Genomic DNA, 23831 nt, shown 5'->3' on the forward strand with positions numbered 1-23831 from the left:
CGTGCGACCGCCGTGCGACCGGGCAGCGCGCTGAGGCGTGCTCTAGCGCGCTACTTCCTGAACGACCGCTGTTCGAACGAGGCCCCGCTGTCAGTGCTGACGTCGTACCTACCGCCACGGGCCACCGCGTAGACGATCGGCCCGCCTGCGGCACCGACCCAGACGAAGGAGTCGTCAGCGCCCTGGTCCAGCCGAGGGCGGGCCCACGTGGCTCCCCCGTCCCGGGTCGACAGGATCGCGGTGGCGTTCTGGTAGGCCGGGATGCTGACGGTCAGACCCTGGAGCACCACGACGAAGTGCCTCAGGTCAGCCGCCGTCAGCCACACGCCGGGGGCGCCGGGGGTGGCCAGGTCCGGCGATGCCTGCGCAGGCGACCACGATCGGCCGCTGTCAGTGGAGGTGGCGAGCGCGTAGGACTTGCCCGGTGCGCCAGAGGCGCGGCACACGGCAACCAGCGCACCGCGGGTCCGTGCCGTCCCCCAGACCCAGACACCACCCGTCGATGCGCAACCGCGGGGCCGCGAGACAGGGTTTGGCGTACCTGAGACCCGCTGCGGCAGCGACTGCGCTTCCTGGTCCTCGTAGGAGACGCTGACGTACGCGTCGGTGCCGTCCATGCTCAACCACGCCCCGTCCGCCGGCGCCGGCGTGTCCAGCCCTACGACCTTCGCCGCCTTGGCCCCGGTGACGTCCGTCGACCAGACCTCGAGGCCCGCGCATCCCCGGGTGCCCTTCTCGGAGAGAAGGCAGCTGCTCGCCGTCACCATCCACACCTGCTTGCCGTCGGTCTCCAGCGACAGGACGGTGCGACCGCTGACGTCCACCGGGTCCCAGTGCCGGCCGCCGTCGACCGTGCGCATCGTGGTGCTGCCGTAGACGTAGCCGACCTGCGGGTTGGCGAAACGGATGCCCACGACCTGGCCGGGGTCGGCCGGGGTGGTGCGCGGGCCGGGGCTGGTGAGCGTGGTGAAGGACGCCCGGGTGGTCCACGTGGCACCGTCGTCGTCCGAGCCGATGACAGCGGTGCACTCCCCCTTGGGGCACGTCGCCTTGCCGAGGGCGAACAGGTGCTTCCCGCCGGCGTTGGTCATGGACACGATGTCGAAGCTGTTGGGCGCCGGGAAGGTGGTCGCCGTCGGGGTGCCCGGCGATGAGGTCCCGCCGGTGGCCGACGGCTGCGCCAGCGTGGTGGCCTCGGTGGCGCTGACCGTGGCCGTGGAGACGGCGGCCGTGCTGCTGGCGGGGTCGGCCGCACGGTCGGTACCGGGTCCGCGTCCGTTGCCCCACAACACTCCGCCAACCAGGACGACCGCCGCGGCACCGGCGAGGTAGGGCAGCCAGCTGCGGCGCACCGGACGGCGCGCCTCGACGAGGATCGACTCCCAGCGGTCGGCCCCGGCGGGCAGGTCACGGATGTCGGCTCGCTCGCGGGCGAAGAAGTCGGCGACCGGGTCGCGCTGCTCTCCCTCGTCGGGCAGGTCGGACAGGTGGCGGTTCATCGGATCTCTCCCAGCATCGTCGCCATCCGCTGGCGCGCGTCGAACAGGTCCCGCTTGATGGTTCCCTCGGACTTCTCGAGCTGCCTGGCCACGGTGGCCACCGGAAGGTCGGCGAAGTAGTGCAGCATGACCACCACCCGCAACCGGTCGGGCAGCGCCTCGACGGCGTCCCGGACGGTGAGGGTTGTCGCGGGGTCGGCGTCGGTCGTGAAGTCGTCGCGACCGGCCTCGTGCCGCCGGTAGGCGGCCGCCTCGCGACCGCGCTTGCGCCAGTGGTCCCGGACCAGGTTGGCCGTCACCGTGTAGAGCCACGGCCTCGGCTCGTCGACCCGGCCGAAGTCCCGGAACAGCTTGAGGAACGCCTCGGTCGCGAGGTCGTGGGCCAGGTCGGGGTCGCCCACGAGCTTGGCGGTCCACCCCGCGAGGCGGGCGTAGTGCACGTCGTAGAGCTCACGGACGGACGCTTCCACGTCCACGCGGTCTCGCGCCGGCACTGCCACCCCTCCCGTGAGTGCCACCGCGGCCATGGTCGTCATGCCTCGTGGACGCCGCAGGGCGGTCCCGGGTTGGCAGTGCTGGGCGGGTGGGTCGTCGGCCAGTCTTGCAGGCAGGGTGCACGGGCCATCCGGTGCCTCGACGGCCGCCACGACAGGATGACCCCATGGAGTTCGCAGACGTGCTCAGGCGGCGCCGCATGGTGCGACGCTTCGACCCCGACCGACCGGTCCCGCCCGCCGTCCTCGACGCGGTCCTGTATGCCGCGCAGCGGGCTCCCAGCGCCGGCTTCAGCCAGGGCTGGGACTTCGTGGTGCTCCTGGAGGACGACGACCGCTCGCGGTTCTGGAGTGCGACCCGCGACCCGGCATCAGGCGCACCGCGCGACGCCTGGCTGGCCGGCGTCTCGGCGGCGCCGGTGCTGGTGCTCTGCCTGTCCGACCCGGACACCTACCTCGACCGCTACGCCGAGCCCGACAAAGGCTGGGACGACCGTGACCCGGCGCGCTGGCCGGTCCCCTACTGGGACGTCGACACCGGGATGGCCGCCATGCTGATGCTGCTCGCGGCGGTCGACCAGGGGGTGGGGGCGCTGTTCTTCGGGGTCCCAGCGCCCAGGCACGCGGCGGTGCGCCGGGCACACGGCATACCGGAGAACCGGCGGCTCGTCGGCGTCGTGGCCCTGGGCCACGAGCTGCGGCGCACCGAGGGGTCCAGCCGGACCCGGCCACGGCGCGCGGCCACCGAGGTCGTGCACTGGGGGCACTTCAAGGGCGCCGACCTCGGGGTCAGCGAGGGCACCCAGCACGGGGTCAGCGGCGAGTCGGGGGCAACCCCGGTCTAGGCGTGGGACAAGATTGGGGGGATCCCCGCACCGAGCGGGGACGACCGCGAGGAGTTGCACGCACGCATGGCCCGCAAGACCCCACCCGCACCGGCCGACGACAGCTACGTCGAGCGGATCGTCGACATCGACGTCGAGGAGGAGATGCAGGGGGCGTTCCTCGAGTACGCCTACTCGGTCATCTACTCGCGCGCCCTGCCTGACGCGCGCGACGGTCTCAAGCCGGTCCAGCGCCGCATCCTGTTCTCCATGGCCGAGATGGGGCTGCGCCCCGACCGCGGTCACGTGAAGTCCTCCCGTGTCGTGGGCGACGTGATGGGCAAGTACCACCCGCACGGGGACACGGCGATCTACGACGCCCTGGTCCGCATGGCCCAGCCGTTCACGATGCGCCTGCCGCTCGTCGACGGCCACGGCAACTTCGGCTCGCTCGACGACGGCCCGGCTGCCTCGCGCTACACCGAGGCCCGGCTCGCTGCCGCCGCGATGCTGATGGTCACCGGTCTTGACGAGGAGACCGTCGACTTCATCCCCAACTACGACGACCAGCTCCTCCAGCCTGCGGTGCTCCCCGCTGCCTTCCCCAACCTGCTCGTCAACGGTGCCAGCGGGATCGCTGTCGGCATGGCCACCAACATGGCCCCCCACAACCTCGTCGAGGTGATCGGCGCGGCTCGTCACCTCATCGCCAACCCCACTTGCTCGCTCGACGACCTCATGCGGTTCGTGCCGGGCCCGGACCTGCCCCAGGGCGGACGGATCATCGGGCTCGACGGGATCCGGGACGCGTACCTGGGCGGCCGCGGCAGCTTCCGGACCCGGGCCACCACGCGGATCGAGAAGACCTCGCCCCGGCGGATGGGCATCGTCGTCACCGAGCTCCCCTACCTCGTCGGTCCCGAGAAGGTGATCGAGAAGATCAAGGACGCAGTCCAGTCCAAGAAGCTCCAGGGCATCTCCGACGTCAAGGACCTGACCGACCGCAAGCACGGGCTGCGCCTCGTCATCGAGGTGAAGAACGGCTTCAACCCCGACGCCGTCCTCGAGCAGCTCTACAAGCTCACCCCGATGGAGGACTCGTTCTCCATCAACAACGTCGCGCTCGTCGACGGTCAGCCAAAGACGTTGGGGCTCAAGGATCTTCTGCGCGTCTACGTCGACTTCCGCACCGACGTGGTTCGTCGCCGCACCGAGTACCGGCTCACCAAGTACAAGGACCGCCTGCACCTGGTCGAGGGACTGCTCATCGCGATCCTCGACATCGACGAGGTCATCCAGGTGATCCGCACCTCGGACGACGCAGCCGCCGCTCGCCTTCGGCTGATCGACGTCTTCGACCTCTCCGAGGCGCAGGCCAACTACATCCTCGAGCTCCAGCTGCGCCGCCTGACCAAGTTCAGCCGGCTCGAGCTCGACAAGGAGAAGACCGAGCTGGAGCGCCTCATCGAGGAGCTCGAAGCCATCCTCGGTGACGAGAAGCTGCTGATGAAGACGGTCTCCACCGAGCTCGCCGACGTCGCGAAGGCGCACGGCACGCCCCGCCGGACGGTCCTGCTGGAGTCGGCCGGTGTGCCCGCGACGACCACCACCCCGCTCGAGGTCGCCGACGACCCGTGCTGGGTGCTGCTCTCCTCCACCGGGCTGCTGGCCCGCACCGGGTCGGCCGACCCGCTCCCGCTGGACTCGGCGCGCAGCAAGCACGACGCGCTCGTGGGAGCGGTCCGCACGACCGCCCGCGGTGAGGTCGGGCTCGTGACGTCCCGGGGCCGGCTCGTGCGGCTGTCCGCGCTGGAGCTGCCGACGCTGCCGCCGACCAACGGCTCGCCCAGCCTGTCCGGAGGTGCGCCGCTCGCGGCCTACGTCGACCTGCCCCCCGGTGAGGAGCCGTTGACCCTCGTGTCGGTCTCCCCCGAGTCGGCCGGGATCGCGCTCGGCACCGCCCAGGGCGTGGTCAAGCGGGTGACGGTGGACTACCCGTCCCGCCCCGACTTCGAGATCGTCTCCCTCAAGGACGGCGACGAGGTGGTGGGAGCCGTCGAGCTGGCGACCGGCACCGAAGACCTGGTCTTCATCACCTCCGACGCGCAGCTGCTGCGGTTCGGGGCCGCGGCCGTGCGACCCCAGGGACGGGCCGCCGGGGGCATGGCCGGCATCAAGCTCGGGTCCGGGCACCAGGTCACCTTCTTCGGTGCGGTGCCCCAGGGCGCCGACGGCGTGGTGGTCACCTCCTCCGGCTCCTCGGGGGCGCTCCCGGGCACCGAGCCCGGCTCACTCAAGGTCACGCCCTACTCGGAGTACCCGCCCAAGGGCCGGGCCACCGGTGGTGTGCGCTGCCACCGGTTCCTCAAGGGCGAGGACACCCTCGTCCTCGCCTGGGCGGGCGCGCTGCCGGCCCGGGCCGCGGCCGCGAACGGCGTGGCCCTCGACCTGCCCGAGGCCACCGGCCGCCGGGACGGCTCGGGTGTCCCTGCGGCAACCGCCATCGCCCGCATCGCCGGGCCGCCACTCTCGTGACGGCGCGGTCGTGACGTCAGCCAGTCCGCACAGCCCTGCCACCCATGCCACCCCGGCGCCGGACGCCTGTTCGGTGGGCTTCGACCGAGCCGACGTCAGCGCCTACGGCACGGCTGCGCGAGCCACCTTCTTCATCGCGCTCGAGCAGTCCGGGCCCTGGGGTCGAGATGCGGCGACTGAGTCGCATCTGCCTGCGGCTGTAGGACGTTCCCTGTCCGAGGAGTGTTCGGATCGCGGCGGTCGACTCTCCCTCATCCGCCGGCCGGGTCGCCACGCCGACGACGCGCGCGAGGCCGGCCACACGGCATACCTCGCCTGGGCGGGTGCCGCGCCCTGGCTGCTGCAGCTCTCGGTCAGGGACCCGGCAACGCTCCTCGACCTCGACCTCGACGCGCTCGCTCGCGGTGACCGCGAGGCCGTCCTGGCGACTGCGCCGGGCGCGACCCCCGCCGAGCCGATCCTCCTGTTGTGCACCAACGGACGCCGCGACGTCTGCTGCGCCGTCCGCGGTCGCCCGGTCGCCCTGGAGTCGTCCGCGGCCCACCCGGGGAGGGTGTGGGAGGCGTCCCACACCGGCGGACACCGGTTCGCCCCGACCGGCGTGCTGCTGCCGCACGGTGCCACGCTGGCCAGGCTCGACGCCGCGGCGAGTGCCGAGGTCCTGACCGCGGCCGACGCCGGCCACCTGCCCCGATCGGTCCTCGGACCGCTGCACGACCGCGGGCGCAGCCCCCTGTCCGGCCCCCACCAGGCCGCGGAGTCGTTCGTCCGGCACCGGGTGGGGATCACCGACCTGACCGGCCTCGACGTCGAGGACGCAGCGGTTGGCGTGGGCGACCGTGCGGATGACGCCGGTGGCTCGCTCGTGGTGCGGCACAGGGACGGTCGCGTGTGGCACGTGGCGCTCGAACGCCGCACGCACGAGGACCTGCCCGAGTCCTGCGGCAAGGCCGCTGTCCACGTGGCGGACTGGGTCGGGACCCTCGTCGACTGACGGATCGGGACAACTCCGGCTCGTCACGCGTGGATCACCTGCCAGTTACCCAATCGTTACCGGAACGACTGCGTCTTCGGATTGCGGCGGCGGAGCGTAAACGTTTACATGAACTCGGTTCACCTCAGCGCTGAGGGCAGTCCGCCCCAGCGCAACGCGAGAAGATGGAGGCGGGCGTATGGCCCTTCGAATGCACAAGCGGCGCACCCTCACGGTGATGGCCGGAGCTGTGGCCGTGGCGCTCGTTGCCGCTGCCTGTGGCGGCGATGACGGCGGCGGCACGGGCAGCACGGCTGGCTCCGGCGCTGCAGCCCGAGGCCCGATCACCTACGTCCAGGGCAAGGACAACAGCGGTCTGCTCGGCCCCATGGCCGAGAAGTGGAACTCCTCCCACCCGAACGAGAAGGTGACCGTCAAGGAGCAGTCCGACCAGGCCGACCAGCAGCACGACGACCTCGTGCAGCACTTCCAGGCCAAGGACCCGAGCTACGACGTCGTCTCCGTCGACGTCGTCTGGACAGCGGAGTTCGCCGCCAAGGGCTGGCTGACCCCGCTCAAGGACAAGATGGCCCTGCCGACCACCGGGTTCCTCGAGCCGACAGTCAAGGCCRCGACCTACAACAAGACGCTGTTCGCGGCCCCGACGTCCTCGGACGGCGCGATGCTCTACTACCGCAGCGACCTGGTGAAGACGCCGCCGAAGACGATCGACGAGATGTGGGGCATGTGCTCCATCGCCAAGCAGAACGGAATGGACTGCTTCGCAGGCCAGTTCGCCAAGTACGAGGGCGGCACGTGTAACGCCACCGAGTGGATGAACGCCTATGGCGCCAAGGTCGTCGACGACGCGGGCAAGCCCACCGTCGACTCCCCCGAGGCGGCGGCCGGCCTCAAGGCCCTGGCCGACCACTACAAGAGCGGTGACATCCCGAAGCAGGCGATCACCTACCAGGAGGAGCAGAGCCGTGCGGCCTTCCAGGACGGCAAGCTGCTGTTCCTGCGCAACTGGCCCTACGTCTACAACCTGGCCTCCACGGACAAGTCGTCCAAGGTCAAGGGCAAGTTCGCCGTCGCCCCGCTCCCCGGCCTGAACGGTCCCGGCACGTCGACGCTCGGTGGCCACATGGCGGCCATCAGCGCCTACTCGAAGTACAAGGCAACCGCCCTGGACTTCCTGAAGTTCCTCACCAGCCCCGAGCAGCAGAAGACCAACATGGAGAAGGGTTCGCTGGCCCCGGTCATCGAGTCCATCTACACCGACGAGGCACTGGTCAAGAAGTACCCGTACCTCCCGGTGCTCAAGGAGTCCATCGCCAACGCGGTCTCCCGTCCCGTCACCCCGTTCTACCCGCAGGTGACCCAGGCCATCCAGGACAACTTCTACGCCGCTATCCAGGGCCAGAAGACACCTGAGGCCGCGGTCAAGGACATGCAGTCCGCCATGGCGGCAGCCGGCGGCTGACCGGTCTGAACGCAACATCCCAAGGTGTGGGGGTGGCCCCACGGGGTCACCCCCACACCTGCAGGACCCCTGCCTTTCGCATCCTCGGTCGACGCTCCACTCGACCACCATCTCGACCCACCCTGAGACGCACCTCCCGGGCTAGGAGCAGGCATGAGCGCAGCCACATCCGCACCACCGCGATCGACTGGCACGAAGCCGAAGAAGAGCAAGGGCCTCAACGCAGGCCAAGGTCGCCTGGGCCTGATGCTCGTGGCACCCACCATGCTCTTCCTCGCGGTGATCATCATCTATCCGCTGTTCAAGGCGATCCAGCTGTCCTTCCAGAAGGACGCCGGCCTCGACCCGGCCACTGGGCTGTTCGTGGAGGGCGGCAACGCAGGGATCTCCAACTACACCCACTGGCTGCTCCAGAAGTGCGGCGAGGTGGACTGCCCGCCCGGCACGCTGGGCGCCCAGTTCTACGACGCCCTCTGGGTGACGCTGTTCTTCACCGTGGTCAGCGTCTTCTTCGAGGTCATCCTCGGCATGTGGTTCGCGATGATCATGAACCGCGACTTCAAGGGCCGCGGCCTGGTCCGCGCGGCCATCCTCGTGCCGTGGGCCATCCCCACGGCCGTGACCGCGAAGCTCTGGTTCTTCATCTTCGCCTTCGACGGAATCGCCAACCGGTTGTTGGGCATCGTCGGCATCAACCCACAGCTGTGGACGAGCGACCCCACGGCCGCCAAGTTCGCGATCATCATCGCCGACGTGTGGAAGACCACCCCGTTCATGGCGCTGCTCATCCTCGCCGGACTGCAGCTCGTGCCCGGCGACGTCTACGAGGCGGCGCAGATCGACGGTGCGACCAAGTGGCAGACCTTCACCAAGATCACGCTGCCGCTCGTCAAGGTGCCGCTCATGGTGGCCGTGCTGTTCCGCACGCTCGACGTGCTGCGCATCTACGACCTGCCGGCGATCCTCACCGGCGGTGGTGGAGGAACGACCTCGCTGTCGATGCTCGTCATCAAACAGATCCGTGGTGGCTTCCACAGCGCCTCGGCCCTGTCGACGATCGTCTTCCTCCTGATCGCCTTCACGGCTTGGCTGTTCATCCAGTTCGGCGGCGCGGACGTGGTGCAACGGCCACCCAAGTCCAAGAAACCTGACAAGCCAGCCGCCGAGACCGGCAACCCGGTCGCCGCCAACGCCACGTCGACGGGAGCATGAGATGAGCACCACGACCACGACGGCCGCGCCCCCGGACTCCGGCCGCACCGAGGCCCAGGAGATCCACTTCAAGAGTGAGCGCGGCGCCAAGATCCGCATGTACCTCGGCCTCGCGGCCCTGGTCATCTGGGGACTCGCCCCGTTCTACTGGATGGTCGTCACCGCGTTCCGCGACGTCGGCTACACGTTCGACACGTCGCCGTGGCCCACCCACGTGACGCTGGACAACTTCAAGACGGCCTTCTCGACCGACCGCGGCAACCACTTCGGTGCCGCGCTGTTCCACTCGGTCATCATCGGCATCGTCACCACCGCGGTGGCCCTGCTGGTGGGCGTCTTCGCCTCCTACGCGCTGGCTCGCCTGGACTTCCCGGGCAAGTACGCCGTCCTCGGGGTCATCCTCGGCGCATCGATGTTCCCGGGCGTGGCCCTGGTCTCGCCGCTGTTCCAGATGTTCTCCAACTTCGGCTGGCTGACCGGCGCCAACTACCAGGCCCTGATCATCCCGAACATCTCGTTCGCCCTACCGCTGACGATCTATACGTTGACGGCGTTCTTGTCCGAGATGCCATGGGAGCTCGAGGAATCCGCCCGGATCGACGGGTGCACCCCGGGTCAGGCGTTCCGCAAGATCATGCTCCCGCTTGCGGCGCCCGGTCTGTTCACGACCGCCATCCTGGCCTTCATCGCCAGCTGGAACGAGTACCTCCTGGCCGCGCAGTTCTCGACACCGAAGACCCAGACGGTCACGGTGGCCATCGCCCAGTTCACCGGAGCCCAACCCCACCAGGAGCCGTACACCGCGGTCATGGCGGCCGGGACCATCGTCACCGTGCCGCTCATCATCATGGTGCTCATCTTCCAGCGGGCCATCGTGTCCGGCCTCACGGCGGGAGGTGTGAAGGGCTAGGCGACAGCCGAAACCCCCAGCACCCATGGGAATCTTCAACCCAGGGGGCGGCACGGGCGGCCAACGGGCACGAGCCCAGCGGCTGGACATGCTGCTCGGAATCATCGGGTTCTTCGCGTTCATGGCCGTCGTCCAGACGGTGGTGCTGGAGGTCCGCGGGGAGTCGGCGGCAGGGTCCGCCGTGCTCCTCGCGGTCCTCCTGGCAGTCCTCTGGTTCGTGTGGCGGCTGCGGCGCAACACCGGCGTCTAGACCTCGAATGGGGGTTGCGAGATGACCACCATCGGCGATGTGGCCAAGGCCGCGGGCGTGTCCGTGGCCACCGTGTCCCGTGCGTTGCGCGGGGTGGACCGGGTCAGCCCCCGCACGCGCGACAGGGTGCTCGCGGCAGCCACCGAGCTGCACTACGTCGCCTCGCCCGCCGCGACCAGCCTCGTCTCCGGTCGGACCCGAGGGGTCGGCGTCATCACCCCGTACTTCAACCGGTGGTTCTTCGCCACCGTCGTCAGCGGCATCGAGAAGGTCCTGCGTGAGGAAGGCTTCCACGTCCTGTTGTGCGACCTCGAAGGCCACACCTTCGACACCCGGCTGCCGATCACCCAGACGATGCTCTGGAAGCGCGCCGACGGCGCGGTCATCCTCAACGTGCCCCCCGTGCCCGCCGAGCGGTCCCTCCTCGACCGCCTCGGTATGCCGGTGGTGACCGTCGGCAACCGCCAGCCCGGCTGGCCCTCGGTCCGGATCGACGACCGGGAGGCGATGGCCCTGGCCACCCGCTACGCGATCGAGCTGGGCCACCGCGAGATCGGCTACGCCGGCACGGTGCCGTCCTCGATCACCCACCTGCAGACGCCGTTCGACCGGCGGGACGCCTTCGCCAGGGTGATGTCCGACCACGGCTTGGTCTGCCCACCGGAGTGGGTCCTCGAGTGCGACTGGACTGCCGCCGGCGCTGCCGAGCACGCCGACCGCCTGTTCGGGCTCGCCCACTTCCCCACGTGCGTGATCGCGGCGTCCGACGAGATGGCCTTCGGGGTGCTGAGTGCTGCCCGACGGCACGGTCTGCGCGTCCCGGAGGACGTGTCGGTCATCGGGATCGACGACCACGTCCACGCCGAGATCTTCGACCTCACGACGGTGCGCCAGGACGTGGAGGCGCAGGGCCGCCTCGCGGGACAGATGATGCTCGATGCCCTGCGCGGTCGCGGGGGTGACACCGTCGTGGACAAGGTCCTCGAGGTCGAATTGATCGTGCGTGGCTCCACCGCTGCTCCCCGACCCGCCGGCCGACGACGGTCGCCGGCGGCTGCCGTCGTCTGACCTCGGACCCGTCTGGCCTCGGACCGTGGGCCGACGGCGGGGCAGTACGGCTAGTTGGCGCCGCCCTCCCGCTCGCTGAGCTCCTCGGGGTCGCGCAGGAAGGTCTTCTTGGCCCGCAGCGCGCGGTTGGCGAACCACGTGACCGCCCACAGCACGACTCCGAGGGCCAGGAGGATCCCGGCGATCTTGTACTGCTCCCCAGCCCTTCCGGTCAGCGGGGTGACGAAGAACAGGCACAGGACCGCCCCGATGACGGGCAGGACGGTCGGGGCGACGAAGTGCTTGCGGTCGATGGTGTTCTTGCGCAGCACGAGCACGCAGATGTTGACGAGGGTGAAGACGCCCAGCAGCAAGAGCGACGTCGTGCCACCGAGGGTCTCGGTGGCCGAGGTGCTCGCCCGCGACACGTAGGCGATCAGGCCGAACGCCAGCAGCGTGGTGAAGATGATGGCTGCCCACGGCGTCTGGCGCCTGCGGTGCACCTTGCCGAGGAACGGCGGCAGGACCTCCTGCTTGGCCATGCCGTAGAGCAGCCGGCTGGCCATGAGCATGTTGATCAGGGCCGAGTTCGCCACCGCGAACATCGAGATGAAGGGCAGCAGGGTGTCGATCGGGACGCCCGGGGCGGCCTTCTCGACGACGGTGACCAACGGGGTCTCGCTCTCCCCGAGCACGCCCACCGGCACGATCGCCACGGAGAACAGCGCCACGAGGATGTAGATGACACCCGTCAGCGAGATCCCCGTGATCATCATCTTCGGGAAGATCTTCACCGGGTCCTTGGTCTCCTCGGCCATGTTGACCGAGTCCTCGAAGCCGACCATCGCGAAGAAGGCCAGCGACGTGGCCGCGGTGACGGCGAGGAAGGCGCTCTTGTCGCTGGGGCTGTCGAACACCATGGTCTGGCGGAAGTCGGTCTTGCCCGCGAAGAGCGCGTAGAAGCCCACGAGGATGACGAGCAGCAGCCCGGAGAGCTCGACGAGGGTGAGCACGATGTTGGCGCGCACGCTCTCGCCGACGCCCCGGAAGTTGACCAGGGCGACCAGCGCCATGAAGCACAGCGCCACCACGAGGATCAGCGTGGTGTTGTCCTTGTCGAGGCCGAAGCCCTTCGCGAGGTTGGAGGCGAAGGCCCGCGACGCCGTGGAGGCACTGGTGATGCCGGAGCACATCACGGTGAAGGCGACGATGAACGTGAGGAAGTGCACCCCGAACGCCTTGTGGGTGTAGAGCGCGGCGCCGGCCGCCTGCGGGTACTTGGTCACCAGCTCGAGGTAGGAGAACGCCGTGATCATGGCGATCCCGAAGGCCACGAGGAAGGGCACCCAGGCCGCGCCGCCGACCTCCGCAGCCACCTTCCCGGTGAGCGCGTACACCCCGGTGCCCAGGATGTCACCGACGATGAACAGGAGCAGGAGCTTGGGCCCCATCACCCGCTTCAGCTCGGTCTGGGTCTCCCCCGTGTCGGCCTCGGCAACAGCGCTCATGGCACATCCTTCTGATCGCGGGAGCCGCCCTTCACGGCCCCTGCAGACCCCCACAGTGGCCTAGAAGCCCCGGTCGGGCAACGACAAACACCGCGTATGCCGCGTCCCGGGCACCACGCATCGCCGCGGCCGAGGCCGTGGGTGAGCCGGGCCGTCAGGCGTCGATGCGCTCTCGGTCGAGACCTGCCGCCGAGTCGACGATGAAGTCCTTGCGCGGGGCGACGTCATTGCCCATCAGCAGCTCGAAGACCCGCTCGGCAGCCTCGGCGTCGCGCAGGGTCACCTTCCGCAACGTGCGGAACCGAGGGTCCATCGTGGTCTCGGCCAGCTGGTCGGCGTCCATCTCCCCGAGGCCCTTGTAGCGCTGCAGGGGCTGCTTGATGTTCTTGCCCCGCTTGCCGAGGGAGGCCACCGTCGTGCGCATCTCCTTCTCGGAGTAGGTGTAGATGAGCTCGTTCTTCTTCGAGCCGGGGTTGACGACCTCGATGCGGTGCAACGGGGGCACGGCGGCATACACCCTCCCGGCCTCGACGAGGGGACGCATGTAGCGGAAGAACAAGGTGAGCAGGAGGGTCCGGATGTGGGCGCCGTCGACATCGGCGTCGGTCATGATGATGACCTTGCCGTAGCGCGCGACGTCGAGGTCGAAGGACCGCCCGGAGCCGGCGCCGATCACCTGGATGATCGCGGCGCACTCGGCGTTCTTGAGCATGTCCGAGACCGAGGCCTTCTGGACGTTGAGGATCTTGCCGCGGATCGGCAGGAGCGCCTGGTAGTCGCTCGAGCGCGCCAGCTTCGCGGTGCCGAGGGCGCTGTCGCCCTCGACGATGAACAGCTCGGACCGCTCGACGTCGGTCGACCGGCAGTCGGCCAGCTTGGCCGGCAGGCTGCTCGTCTCGAGGGCGTTCTTGCGACGCTGGGTCTCCTTGTGCAGCCGCGCGCTGATCCGCGACTTCATCTCCGAGACGACCTTCTCCAGCAGCAGCGCGGCCTGGGCCTTCTCGCCACGCTTGGTGGACGTGATCCGGGCGGTGAGCTCCTGCTCGACCACCTTGGCGACGATCGCCCGCACCGCGTTGGTGCCGAGGACCTCCTTGGTCTGGCCCTCGAACTGGGGCTCGGCGAGCCGCACCGTGACGACCGCGGTCAGGCCCGCGAGGACGTCGTCCTTCTCGGGCTTGTCGCTGCCGACCTTGAGGCGCCGGCTGTTGACCTCGAGCTGCTTGCGGAACACCTTGAGCAGCGCCTGCTCGAAGCCGGCCAGGTGGGTGCCACCCTTGGGCGTCGAGATGATGTTCACGAACGAGCTGACCTTGGCGTCGTAGCCCGTGCCCCATCGCACCGCGACGTCGACGGCGCACTCCCGCTCGACGGCGGTCGGCGACATGTGGCCGTTGGCGTCAAGGACCGGCACGGTCTCGGTGAAGGTGCCGGTGCCCTGGAGTCGCCAGACCTCCGTGACGGCTGCGTCCGGGGCGAGGAACTCGGCGAACTCGGAGATGCCGCCGTCGTGGACGAGGGTCTCGACGTGGGTCGCCGACTCCCCCGCCGTGCCCGGCCTGCGTCGCTCGTCGCGGATCACCAGGGTCAGCCCGGGGATGAGGAAGGACGTCTGGCGGGCGCGGGCGACCAGTCCGTCGTAGTCGAACTCGGCATCCTTGAGGAAGATCTGCTCGTCGGCCCAGTAGCGGATCCGGCTGCCGGTGACACCGCGCTTGGTCTTGCCGACCACCGCGAGCTCGCTCGAGCGCTCGTAGGGGGTGAACTCGTGGTCCGGCGCCTTGTCGTCGGTGGCGACGTCCGGGAAGTAGCCGGGCTCCCCCCGGCGGAAGCTCATCGCGTAGGTGTTGCCGCCCCGGTCGACCTCGACGTCGAGCCGAGCCGAGACCGCGTTGACCACGGAGGCGCCGACACCGTGCAGTCCACCGGAAGCCGTGTAGGAGCCGCCACCGAACTTGCCACCCGCGTGGAGCTTGGTGAAGACCACCTCGACACCCGTGAGGCCGGTGCGCGGCTCGATGTCGACCGGGATGCCACGACCGTTGTCGCGCACCTCGACCGACCCGTCGCGGTAGAGGACGACCTCGATGTGGTCGCAGACCCCGGCCAGCGCCTCGTCGACCGCGTTGTCGATGATCTCCCAGAGGCAGTGCATCAGGCCGCGACCGTCGGTGGACCCGATGTACATGCCGGGGCGCTTGCGGACCGCCTCGAGGCCCTCGAGGACCTGCAGGTGGTGCGCGCTGTAGTCCGACGTCGACTTGGTGGTCGCGGCCTTCTTGGCGGTGGTGGCGGTGGCCAACGGTGCTGTGCTCCTGTGGTGGGTTCCGGCGACTCCTGCGTGCTCACTCATGCTCACACAGGGGTGACCCCACGCTATCTCGCCCCTCTCCGGTCACCGTGCAGGCACGCGGCACGGCGGCCCCACCCACTGCGCGGTCGGATTTCCCATCCACCGGACGCCTGACCTACGAATCACCCAATGCGACATGAGATGGCCCACATGACACCCAATACCAACTGGGAAGAACGTGGCGTGCTTGACTGTTGACCACGGCACCGGACGGGCCATTCGGGAAAAGTACTTCCCCGGGTGTATCAACCGAAGTCCGGGGTACCTCGTCTCATCAGAGACAACGCGCTCCCGGGCGCAAAGAAAGGAAGGCTGACGTGACCACTGCACTGGCACCCTCTATGACCGCGGCCGACCGCTGCGACCGCTGCGGCGCCCAGGCCTACGTGCGCGCTCGCCTTCACGCTGGAGGCGAACTGCTGTTCTGCGCCCACCACGGCCGCGAGCACCTGCCGAAGCTGCGCGAGCACGCTGACATCGTCGACGAGACCGAGCGCCTCAACGAGACTCCCCCGGTGGCTCCCATCGAGGAGCGGTAGAACGCGACACCAGACCTCCTGATGGAGGCCACCCTCTGGGTCCCCGCCGTCCTGATCGTGATCGGGATGGTGGGGATCGTCATTCCCGTGATCCCCGGGCTGCTGCTGTGCCTCGCGGGCGTTTTCCTGTGGGCCCTGGACACCCAGAGCACGCTCGGCTGGTCGGTCTTCGGGGCGTGCGCTGCGCTCTACCTGGCCGGGCTGGCGCTGCAGTATGCCGTGCCGGGTCGTCGCATGCGCGAGGCCGGCGTCCGCCGGTCGACCCTGGTCCTGGCGGTGCTGCTGGCCGTCGTCGGCTTCTTCGTGATCCCCGTCGTGGGGGCCGCCGTCGGGTTCGTCGGCGGGATCTTCCTCGTCGAGCTCGGCCACTCACAGGACCGGTCGGCCGCCTGGGTCTCGACCAAGGCCGCGCTCAAGGCGGTCTTCCTGTCGATGGGCATCGAGCTGCTCGCCGCGCTGGCGATCGCCGTCACGTGGGTCGTGGGCGTGCTGCTCAGCCGGGTCTGACGCTCAGGACGGCGTGACTGCGGACCACCCGCATGCCGTCGTGCTCAGTGGTCGTCGTGCTCAGTAGCCGTCGTCGCGGCGCTTGTCCCACCGCTCCTCCATGCGGTTCATGAACGACCCGCCGGACTTGGTGGACTTGGGCTTGCTGGGTGACTTGCCGGGGGTGGCGCGCCGGACGCTGCCATCTGGCTGGACCGTGCCGAGGGCGGCCTTGCGCCGCGGCGGCGTGAGCGCGAACGCGACGGCGCTCACCATCACGGCGAAACCGATCGCGCCGATCCACATCGTGGTGTTCACGCCGACCAGGACGAGGGCCAGACCGACCACGACACCCACGACGCCGACGGCCATCCGTCGTCGGGCCCTGGCGCGGGCACCGGCACCCTGCATCTGCGAGGCGAACTTGGGGTCCTCGGCATACAGCGCCTGCTCCATCTGCTCAAGCAGCTGCTGTTCGTGCTCAGAGAGCGGCACGGTGACCTCCTGGACGTTCGGCGTGCACCCAACTAACGCGTCAAGCCACCGAATCGTTGCCTGTCGAGAGCATCGTTGCCGGTCAGTGGCCTTCCGCTGACCTCTTCAGGATATGTCGCCGCGCGGTGTTGCACTACCCGTTCTCAGGGGGAGGTCTGGCCCGTCTCGGATTCGACTCCACCCTGCCGCCCGCGCCGCCTGTCGCGTTCGCGGTCGCTGATCAGGCTGGCGGGGCGCACGCTCCCCGCCCCGAACCGGGCGCTGGCCCGGTCGACCGCACGGTCGGCGTCGCGCCACCCGTGGTCCGGCTCGTCCAGGGTGCCCTGGATCGGCGCGCCCTGGCTCTCCACGAGGCCCTCCATCCGCACCCCCACCAGGCGGATCCTGGCCCTCTGCAGGCCCAACGCGTCGTAGAGCCCCTTGGCCGTGTCGAAGATCTCACGACTGACGTCGGTGGGGTCTCGCAGCGTCCGGCTGCGGGTGATGGTGGTGAAGTCGGAGAACCGCACCCTGATCGTGACCGTCCGCCCGAGCATCCCCGCCGAGCGCACCCGGGCCGCGGTCCGGTCGCTGAGCTTGAGCAGCTGTCGGTGGATGTAGGCCGGGTCGTCGACGTCGAACTCGAACGTCTCGTCCGAGCCGATGCTGCGCTCGCGGCGCTGGACCTCGACGTGGCGGGGGTCGCGACCCCAGGACAGGTCGTGCAGGTGCGGGCCGGCGCTCTCGCCCAGCGCCCGGCGCAACGTGTCTACGGGTGTGTGGGCGATGTCGGCCACGGTGTGCAAGCCGAGCCGCAGGAGAGCCTCCTCCGTCTTGTCACCCACCCCCCACAGTGCTCCCACGGGCAGCTGCTGCACGAAGGTCACCACCTCGTCACGGGGCACGATGACCATGCCGTCGGGCTTGGCCAGGCCGGAGGCGAGCTTGGCCACGAACTTGGTGGGTGCCACCCCGACCGAGCAGGTGATGCCCTGCTCGTCGTGGATGGTGTCGCGGATCAGCTGGCCGATCCTGGCCGGGTTGCCGAGCCGCCGGATCGCCCCGGAGACGTCGAGGAAGGCCTCGTCGAGGGACAGCGGCTCCACCACCGGGGTGATGGTCTCGAAGGTCGCCATCACGGCGGCGGAGATCGCGCTGTAGAGGGCGTGGTCGGGCGCCACGACCGTGGCGGTGGGACACAGCCGCCGGGCGCGCGCCATCGGCATGGCGGAGGCGACGCCGTACTTGCGAGCCTCGTAGGTCGCGGACAGGACCACCCCCCGGTTGCCACCGCCACCGATGATGACGGGGGTGCCGACCAGCTCGGGACGGCTGAGCAGGGAGGCCGACGCGTAGAAGGCATCCATGTCGACGTGCAGCACCGTGCACCCGGTGTCGTCCGGGGGGTGCTCCTCGCCGCGCTGGGGAAGCGTGTACTGGCGTCGGCTCATCTCGGGTGGCTCGGACGCCGTCAGCGTCGGGCGAGGACGTGTACCGCGGCGCCGAGCTGTCCGAGGAAGCCGAAGTCCGGGTGGCCGGTGGCGGCCTCCTCGAGCTCGAGCAGGGCGACGCGGTCGGCGTCGGAGTCGATCAGGGCCGAGGGGACGAGGTCGCTGAACACGCGCACCCCGTGCACGTCCTCCACGACCAGCCCGGTCTGCTCGACCAGGGAGCGCAGGGCGGCGGCGTCGAACCGGCGCGGCAGCGGGTCGGCGCCGCCCCATCGGCCGTCCGGCGAGGTCAGGGCCGTGTGCGCCTGCGCGAACTGGCCGGCCAGCGCCCTGGCGAGGACCGCCGCGAGACGCCCGGCGGCCACCAGGCTGAGGTAGCCGCCGGGTGCGAGCACGCCGGCCAGCGCCGCGAGGGTGGCCTCTGGGTCGTCGACGACCTCGAGCGTGCCGTGGCAGCAGACCAGGTCGAGCTGCTGTGCGCCCACGAAGCCGGCGAGCGAGTCCGCATCGCCCTGCAGCGCGGTGATGCGGTCGGCCACGCCCCGCTCGGCACTGCGCCGCGAGAGCGAGGCCAGGGCGTCGGGGCTGGGGTCGACCACGGTCACCTGGTGGCCGAGCTCGGCGAGCGGGACCGCGAGCCCTCCCGTGCCGCCACCCAGGTCCAGGACCCGCAGGGAGCGGCCGAGCTCGCTCTGCCGACGCTCGATGAGGCTGCGCACCGAGGCCCACACCGCCGAGGTCCGCAGGGCCGTCTCGACGCCGCCGCGCCGGTGCCGCCACTGCTCTTCGGCCACGACGGCCACCTCCTGTGCTGGGTCTGCGGGTACGTCGGCCAGCCTAATGGCCCGAGCTTCCTGGGCTGGAGTGCCAGAGCTTGCGTGGCGGGCTGAACTGCTCTGCCTCCCTGCCATCGGGCACGACCACCCCCTGACCCAGCCGGTGCGAACCCCGCACGTCCTCTCCGGGTGGGCGGGTGTCGGCGTAGGGCGACTGGCGGAACCCCGAGGCGTGGACGAGCACCCGCCGGCCCGCGCCCACCTGGTCCAGGTGGGCCGCCTCCAACGCCTCCGCCTGCTCGGTGGCGGCGCGCTCGGTCGCCTCCATCGCGGCATACACCGCCTCGAGGCCACCGCCCAGCCAGGCCTCCCACAACGGGGTGAGCTCCCACGCCCCGGTCGCCCGCAGCGAGATGCCTCGCGGGCCGGTGCGTCGGACCACTCCCCGCACCAGCAGCATCCACGAGTGGAACACCGTGGCGGCATACGGGCCTTGCACGTCCTCGAAGAAGGTCGCGTCGACCGGACCCGTGGAGTCGTCGAGGGTCAGGAAGACCACCCTGCGGCCGGTCCGGATCGGCGGCGTCTGGGTGGCCACCTTGACCCCGCACGCCCACACGGTCGACCGGCTGCGCGCCCGCAGCAGGTCACGGCTGCGGGTCACCCCCAAGGCGTCGAGCATCGGCGCGTAGAAGGCGACGACGTGGGCGCTGGCGTCGAGGCCGAGGATGTCGAGCTCGGCGCGGATGCGTTCGGGACCGGACAGCTCAGGCAGGCCGGTGCCGCTGGTGAGCTCGGGCCGGTCGCCGAGGTCGAGCGCGAGCTGGGTCGGCTGCTGGTCGGCCGCGCGGACCGGCAGGGCACCCTGGGACTGCGCGGCCGCCCTGGCCCGCACCTGGCCGGTCTCGAGCGCCTGGTCCGACGGGGCAGCGCTCGACGCCCTCCCCCGTCGTGGGGCCGCCCGCTTCGCAGCGCGGTCGAGGGCGCGTCCGTAGCGGTCGAGCTCGGCGACGTGGAGCAGCAGGTCGCGACGGGTGGTGCGACCCCGGCGCCCGAGTCCCCCGGCACCGATCCCGGCGGACTCGACCCGCATGCCATAGAGGCTGTCGAACCCGCCGGCGAGGACGAGGCGCTCGGCGATCGGTCGCGAGACGTGGGCGCGGTGCCAGAAGTCGGCCAACCCGGCGTAGGGCTGGCCCGCCACGATGCGGGCCACCTCCGCGTCGTTGATCCCCCGCACGTCGGCCAGGGACAGCCGGATGCCGTAGCTGCTGGCATCGGGCAGGTCGGGGTGCGGTGGCACGAACCCGGACGGGTCTGGGTCATCGGTGTCATTGGGGTCATCGGTGTCATTGGTGTCATCGGCCAGGCGCTCGATGCGGTAGCTGTCGGTGGAGACGTTGACGTCGAGCCCGAGCACCGCGATGCCCAGGCTCCGGGCGTCGTCGAGGATGAGCCGCTTGGGGTACATGCCCGGGTCGTGGGTGAGCACCCCGGCGAGGAACGCGGCGGCGTGGTGGGTCTTGAGCCACGCCGAGTGGTAGGTGGGCAGCGCGAAGGCCGCGGCGTGCGCCTTGCAGAACCCGAACGACGCGAACGCCTTGAGCACCTCCCAGATCCGGTCGACGTCGGCCGGGGCATAGCCGCGCGCCCTCGCCGCGGGTCGCCACCAGGCCTCGATCTCGTGCTGGCCCTTGGGGGTGCCGAGGGCCCGGCGGACCTCGTCGGCCTGGGCCAGCGACACCCCGGTGGTCTCGGCGACGATCATCAGCACCTGCTCGTGGAAGACGACGACCCCCTCGGTCTCGCGCAGCGCCTCGATGAGCGTGGGGTGCAGGTAGCTGACCTCCTTCCACCCGTGTCGGGCCTCGAGGAACGGCGTGATCATGTCGGACTTCACCGGGCCGGGTCGGAACAGCGAGATGTCGATGACGAGGTCCTCGAACCGCTCCGGGCCGAACTTGCCGATCAGCTCGCGCTGCCCGGGGCTCTCGATCTGGAAGCAGCCGAGGGTGTGGCTGGTGCGGATCAGCCGGAAGGTCGCCTCGTCGTCGAGCGGCACCTGCGCCTGGTCGTCGAGGTCGACCTGCACCCCGTCGACCCGGGCGACCTCGGCCACGGCGTGCGCCATCGCCGACTGCATGCGGATGCCGAGGACGTCGAGCTTGAGCAGCCCGAGCGTCTCGACGTCGTCCTTGTCGAACTGGCTCATCGGGAACCCCAGCCAGCTCGCCTCGACCGGGGTGCGGTCGAGCAGGCTGCCGTCGGACAGGATCACCCCGCACGGGTGCAACGCGATGTGCCGGGGCAGCCCGTCGAGCCGCTCGACGAGGTCGAACAGAGCCCGCAGGCGTGGGCTGTCCAGACCCCGGGCCCGCAGCTCGGGTAGCTCGGCGATGGCATTGCGCGCGTCCTTGGCCCGGATGTGCGGGAACGCCTTGGCGATCTCGTCGATCTCCACCGGTGGCAGCCCGAGGGCCGATCCGACGTCGCGGATGGCGTGGCGGACCTTGTAGGTGTCCATCATCGAGACGCACGTGACGCGTTCACCGCCGAACCGGTCGAGGATCCGTTCGTAGACCTCGGTGCGCCGGGCCGACTCCACGTCGATGTCGATGTCGGGCAGCTCGGCCCGCAGCGGGGAGCAGAACCGCTCCATCAGCAGGTGGTAGCGGATCGGGTCGACCCCGCTGATGCCGAGCAGGTAGTTGACCAGCGACCCGGCACCGGATCCGCGGGCCGCGACGCGTACCCCCATCTCCCGGATCAGGTCGACGACCTGGGCGACGGTGAGGAAGTAGGTCGGGTAGCCGAGCTCGGCGATCACCTTGAGCTCGTCGGCGAGCCGGCTCTCGATGGCCATCAGCTCGTGCTCGCTGGCCCCGGGGTAGCGCCAGGCCACCGCCCCGCGACACCGCTGCTCGAGCATGACCTGGGCGCTCATGCCCGGCTCCACCCCCAGCCGCTCGGGCTCGGGCAGGTGGATCGAGCCGATGCCGAGGTCGTGCCGTGCGCTCTGGGCGCACCCGAGCCCCAGGGCCAGGGTGCGGGCGACCAGGGCGTCGGCGCGCGCCCGGTCGCCACCGGTGACCTCGCGGGCGATGGCGTGCATCGTGTCGGTGCTCGCGAGGTGGGCCGCGTCGGTGACCCGGTCGAGGTGCCGGGTGTCGAGGGCGACCAACCGCCGCGCGGCGTCGAGCACGTCGACGACCGCCGACTCCCCCGGGTCGACGTGGCGCACCGCGGCGGTGAGCACCGCAGGGACACCCTGCTCGTCGGCGAGCCCGAGCAGTCGCCGGGCGTGGCTGCGTGAGGCCGGCGTGCCCTCGGGTCCCCCGTGGCAGACCACCTCGATGACGACGGCGTCGGGTGGCAGCCGGCGTCGCCAGGCGGACAGCAGCTCCCGGGCCCGGTCGGTGCGTCGCGCCAGCAGCGCGCGACCCACGTCGGAGTCGGGTCCGAGCAGCACCACGAGCGGGCTGGGCTCTCCCCCACCGTCGGGTCCCCCTGCTGCTCCCCTTGCTGTTCCACCGCCCTGCTCCCCCGGCACTCCCGCCGGTCCCCCGCACGCGCCGGCGAGCACCGCGACGGAGCTCACCGGCACCCCGCGCTCCCCCCGCAGGTGGGTCTGGGTGACCAGCCGGCACAACGCCGCCCACCCCACCCCGGCGGGCACCCCGGCTGTGCGCCCCCGCGCGAGGACGGTGACCCGTGGGTGGCGCGCGTCGCGCTCGGCACCACCGCGGACCGGCGTCCGGGTGGGGGTGGGAGCGGGTCGCGCCCCCGCTGCGCCGGGGTGGGCCGCGTCCGGACCCACCGCGAGGTCGACGCCGAGGACCGGGGCGATCCCGGCCGCGGTGGCCGCCTGGACGAACCGGACCGCGCCGTAGAGACCGTCACGGTCGGTGAGGGCGAGGATCGGCTGGCGGTGCTGGGCGGCGCGCTCGACCAGGGCTTCGGGGGGTGCTGTGCCGTAACGCATCGAGAACCCCGACGCGACGTGCAGGTGGGCGAACTCGGTGCTCATGGCGCCGCCCTCGCACCGGTGGTGGCAGCTCGGGTGGTGGTGGGGTCAGGCGTCGTCGTGGCCAGGGCGGTGGGCACCAGCAGGTGGTCGTGGGGCGACACGGTCACCGGCAGACCGAGGGTGTGGCAGACGAGGTCGAGGAAGAGCTCGGACTGCCGCAGCACGTCATCGGCCTCCCGTGCACTGTGACCGTGGTGGCGACGAGCTCCGACCACCTCGAAGAACCCCGCCCACTCGGAGAGCTCCGGGGCGACCGTGGGCAGCAGCTCCCACAGGCTGCGCGGACCCGACTGACCCGTGGGTGGACGACTGGAGGTGCGGGTGGCGACCACGGCGGCGGCGGCGCGCAGCGCCCCGAGCTGGGCCTGGTCGTAACGCCGGGTGACCTCCTGGCTCTGGCAGGCCTCGAGCAGTGAGTGCCGGGCCCGGTCGAGCAGGTCGAGGGTGGCAGCGGCCCCGGTGGAAGCCCCGGTGGAAGCCCCGGTGGAAGCCCCGGTGGAAGCCCCGGTGGAGGCCTCGGTGGTCATCAGTGGGTTTCCCATCAGTCCGCGACCCTCAGCAGCCGCCACTGGCTGCCGTGGTCGGCACCCAGGTCGTAGACCCCCACCCCGCAGAGGCGGCCGGCACTCGCCTCGACCCGCCAGACCTGTCGCTCGCGGGCATCGGTGAGCACGTCACTGCCACCATCACGCTCCCGGGCGTCGCGCCACCACGGGCGGCGTTCCTGCCAGCGGTCGAGCACGGCCCGCACGACGTAGAGCCGGCCGCGCCAGACGAACGCCTCGGGCTCGCGTCCTGCTCCCGCACCCTCGACACCTCCGGCAGCCCCCAGGGTGCCGGAGGTGAGATCGTCGCGAACCCCCTCGCGGACCTCGATGGTCTCTTCGTAGCGGCGAACCACGGGATGCTCCTTCACGGTCTGGTGCGGATGAGAGGTGGGATGAGAGGTGGGATGAGAGGGCGATGAGATGGGCAGCGTGAAACCGGGCA

General features: G+C 70.5%; 20 protein-coding genes. 10 read left to right on the top strand and 10 right to left on the bottom strand.

Translation table 11 applies throughout. The features are described 5' to 3' along the window. Nucleotides 1–50: 50 nt before the first annotated feature. Both ACXJKD_RS03060 and ACXJKD_RS03065 read right to left on the bottom strand, forming a co-directional pair. The gene (locus ACXJKD_RS03060; RefSeq protein ID WP_457252872.1) at nt 51–1499 is read right to left on the bottom strand and encodes a hypothetical protein; all 1449 of its coding nucleotides are present in this window, start codon (nt 1497–1499) and stop codon (nt 51–53) included. Then, nucleotides 1496–2017, bottom strand: coding sequence for an RNA polymerase sigma factor (locus ACXJKD_RS03065; RefSeq protein ID WP_457252873.1), 522 nt, complete (start codon nt 2015–2017; stop codon nt 1496–1498). The genes ACXJKD_RS03060 and ACXJKD_RS03065 overlap by 4 nt, the downstream gene beginning before the upstream one ends. Nucleotides 2018–2160: 143 nt before the next feature. Here ACXJKD_RS03065 and ACXJKD_RS03070 point away from each other — a divergent pair, with 143 nt between their 5' ends. The 8 genes from ACXJKD_RS03070 (at nt 2161) to ACXJKD_RS03105 (ending at nt 11248) form a co-directional block, all read left to right on the top strand. Continuing rightward, the gene (locus ACXJKD_RS03070; RefSeq protein ID WP_457252874.1) at nt 2161–2838 is read left to right on the top strand and encodes a nitroreductase family protein; all 678 of its coding nucleotides are present in this window, start codon (nt 2161–2163) and stop codon (nt 2836–2838) included. Nucleotides 2839–2904: 66 nt separating this feature from the next. After that, on the top strand, nt 2905–5352 hold the full coding sequence (locus tag ACXJKD_RS03075) for a DNA gyrase/topoisomerase IV subunit A (RefSeq protein WP_457252875.1): 2448 nt from the start codon (nt 2905–2907) through the stop codon (nt 5350–5352). Nucleotides 5353–5362: 10 nt separating this feature from the next. Further along, nucleotides 5363–6346, top strand: coding sequence for a sucrase ferredoxin (locus tag ACXJKD_RS03080; RefSeq protein WP_457252876.1), 984 nt, complete (start codon nt 5363–5365; stop codon nt 6344–6346). Nucleotides 6347–6536: 190 nt separating this feature from the next. Further along, nucleotides 6537–7808 (top strand): ABC transporter substrate-binding protein, encoded by a 1272-nt coding sequence (locus ACXJKD_RS03085; RefSeq protein ID WP_457254148.1) that lies wholly within the window; start codon nt 6537–6539, stop codon nt 7806–7808. 153 nt (nt 7809–7961) lie between these two features. Beyond that, nucleotides 7962–9020: a carbohydrate ABC transporter permease gene (locus ACXJKD_RS03090; RefSeq protein WP_457252877.1), complete on the top strand. Its 1059-nt coding sequence runs from the start codon at nt 7962–7964 to the stop codon at nt 9018–9020. Between the two features lies 1 nt (nt 9021). Further along, nucleotides 9022–9930 carry a carbohydrate ABC transporter permease gene (locus ACXJKD_RS03095; RefSeq protein ID WP_457252878.1) on the top strand — a complete coding sequence of 303 codons (909 nt, stop codon included), beginning with the start codon at nt 9022–9024 and terminating at the stop codon, nt 9928–9930. Nucleotides 9931–10018: 88 nt separating this feature from the next. Next, entirely contained in the window at nt 10019–10180 is a 162-nt protein-coding gene (locus ACXJKD_RS03100; protein WP_457252879.1) for a hypothetical protein, read from the top strand. Between the two features lie 21 nt (nt 10181–10201). Continuing rightward, complete coding sequence (locus ACXJKD_RS03105; protein ID WP_457252881.1) at nt 10202–11248, top strand: LacI family DNA-binding transcriptional regulator; 1047 nt, start codon at nt 10202–10204, stop codon at nt 11246–11248. Nucleotides 11249–11298: 50 nt separating this feature from the next. Here the strand turns inward: ACXJKD_RS03105 and ACXJKD_RS03110 are convergent, their stop codons facing one another. Both ACXJKD_RS03110 and ACXJKD_RS03115 read right to left on the bottom strand, forming a co-directional pair. Then, entirely contained in the window at nt 11299–12735 is a 1437-nt protein-coding gene (locus tag ACXJKD_RS03110; protein ID WP_457252883.1) for an APC family permease, read from the bottom strand. A 154-nt stretch (nt 12736–12889) separates the two neighbouring features. Further along, on the bottom strand, nt 12890–15037 hold the full coding sequence (locus ACXJKD_RS03115) for a DNA gyrase/topoisomerase IV subunit B (protein WP_457252884.1): 2148 nt from the start codon (nt 15035–15037) through the stop codon (nt 12890–12892). A gap of 368 nt (nt 15038–15405) precedes the next feature. Between ACXJKD_RS03115 and ACXJKD_RS03120 the strand changes: the two genes are divergently transcribed. Then, entirely contained in the window at nt 15406–15627 is a 222-nt protein-coding gene (locus ACXJKD_RS03120; RefSeq protein ID WP_457252886.1) for a DUF7455 domain-containing protein, read from the top strand. Between the two features lie 21 nt (nt 15628–15648). Beyond that, nucleotides 15649–16134, top strand: a complete 486-nt coding sequence (locus ACXJKD_RS03125) for a DUF456 domain-containing protein (protein ID WP_457252887.1) — start codon at nt 15649–15651, stop codon at nt 16132–16134. Nucleotides 16135–16194: 60 nt separating this feature from the next. On the opposite strand, the gene ACXJKD_RS03130 is transcribed toward ACXJKD_RS03125, so the two are convergent. The 6 genes from ACXJKD_RS03130 to ACXJKD_RS03155 form a co-directional block, all read right to left on the bottom strand. Next, entirely contained in the window at nt 16195–16608 is a 414-nt protein-coding gene (locus ACXJKD_RS03130) for a DUF3040 domain-containing protein (protein ID WP_457252889.1), read from the bottom strand. A gap of 143 nt (nt 16609–16751) precedes the next feature. Further along, nucleotides 16752–18038: a DNA polymerase IV gene (dinB, locus tag ACXJKD_RS03135; RefSeq protein WP_457252890.1), complete on the bottom strand. Its 1287-nt coding sequence runs from the start codon at nt 18036–18038 to the stop codon at nt 16752–16754. A 20-nt stretch (nt 18039–18058) separates the two neighbouring features. Continuing rightward, nucleotides 18059–18832 (bottom strand): methyltransferase domain-containing protein, encoded by a 774-nt coding sequence (locus tag ACXJKD_RS03140; protein ID WP_457252891.1) that lies wholly within the window; start codon nt 18830–18832, stop codon nt 18059–18061. Nucleotides 18833–18875: 43 nt separating this feature from the next. After that, nucleotides 18876–22841, bottom strand: a complete 3966-nt coding sequence (locus ACXJKD_RS03145; RefSeq protein ID WP_457252892.1) for a DNA polymerase III subunit alpha — start codon at nt 22839–22841, stop codon at nt 18876–18878. Then, complete coding sequence (locus ACXJKD_RS03150) at nt 22838–23383, bottom strand: SAV_6107 family HEPN domain-containing protein (RefSeq protein ID WP_457252893.1); 546 nt, start codon at nt 23381–23383, stop codon at nt 22838–22840. The genes ACXJKD_RS03145 and ACXJKD_RS03150 overlap by 4 nt, the downstream gene beginning before the upstream one ends. Further along, the gene (locus ACXJKD_RS03155) at nt 23383–23742 is read right to left on the bottom strand and encodes a DUF6504 family protein (protein WP_457252894.1); all 360 of its coding nucleotides are present in this window, start codon (nt 23740–23742) and stop codon (nt 23383–23385) included. Before ACXJKD_RS03155 ends, ACXJKD_RS03150 begins: the two co-directional genes overlap by 1 nt. Between the last annotated feature and the right edge of the window lie 89 nt (nt 23743–23831).

This window comes from Pedococcus sp. P5_B7, assembly GCF_054049895.1.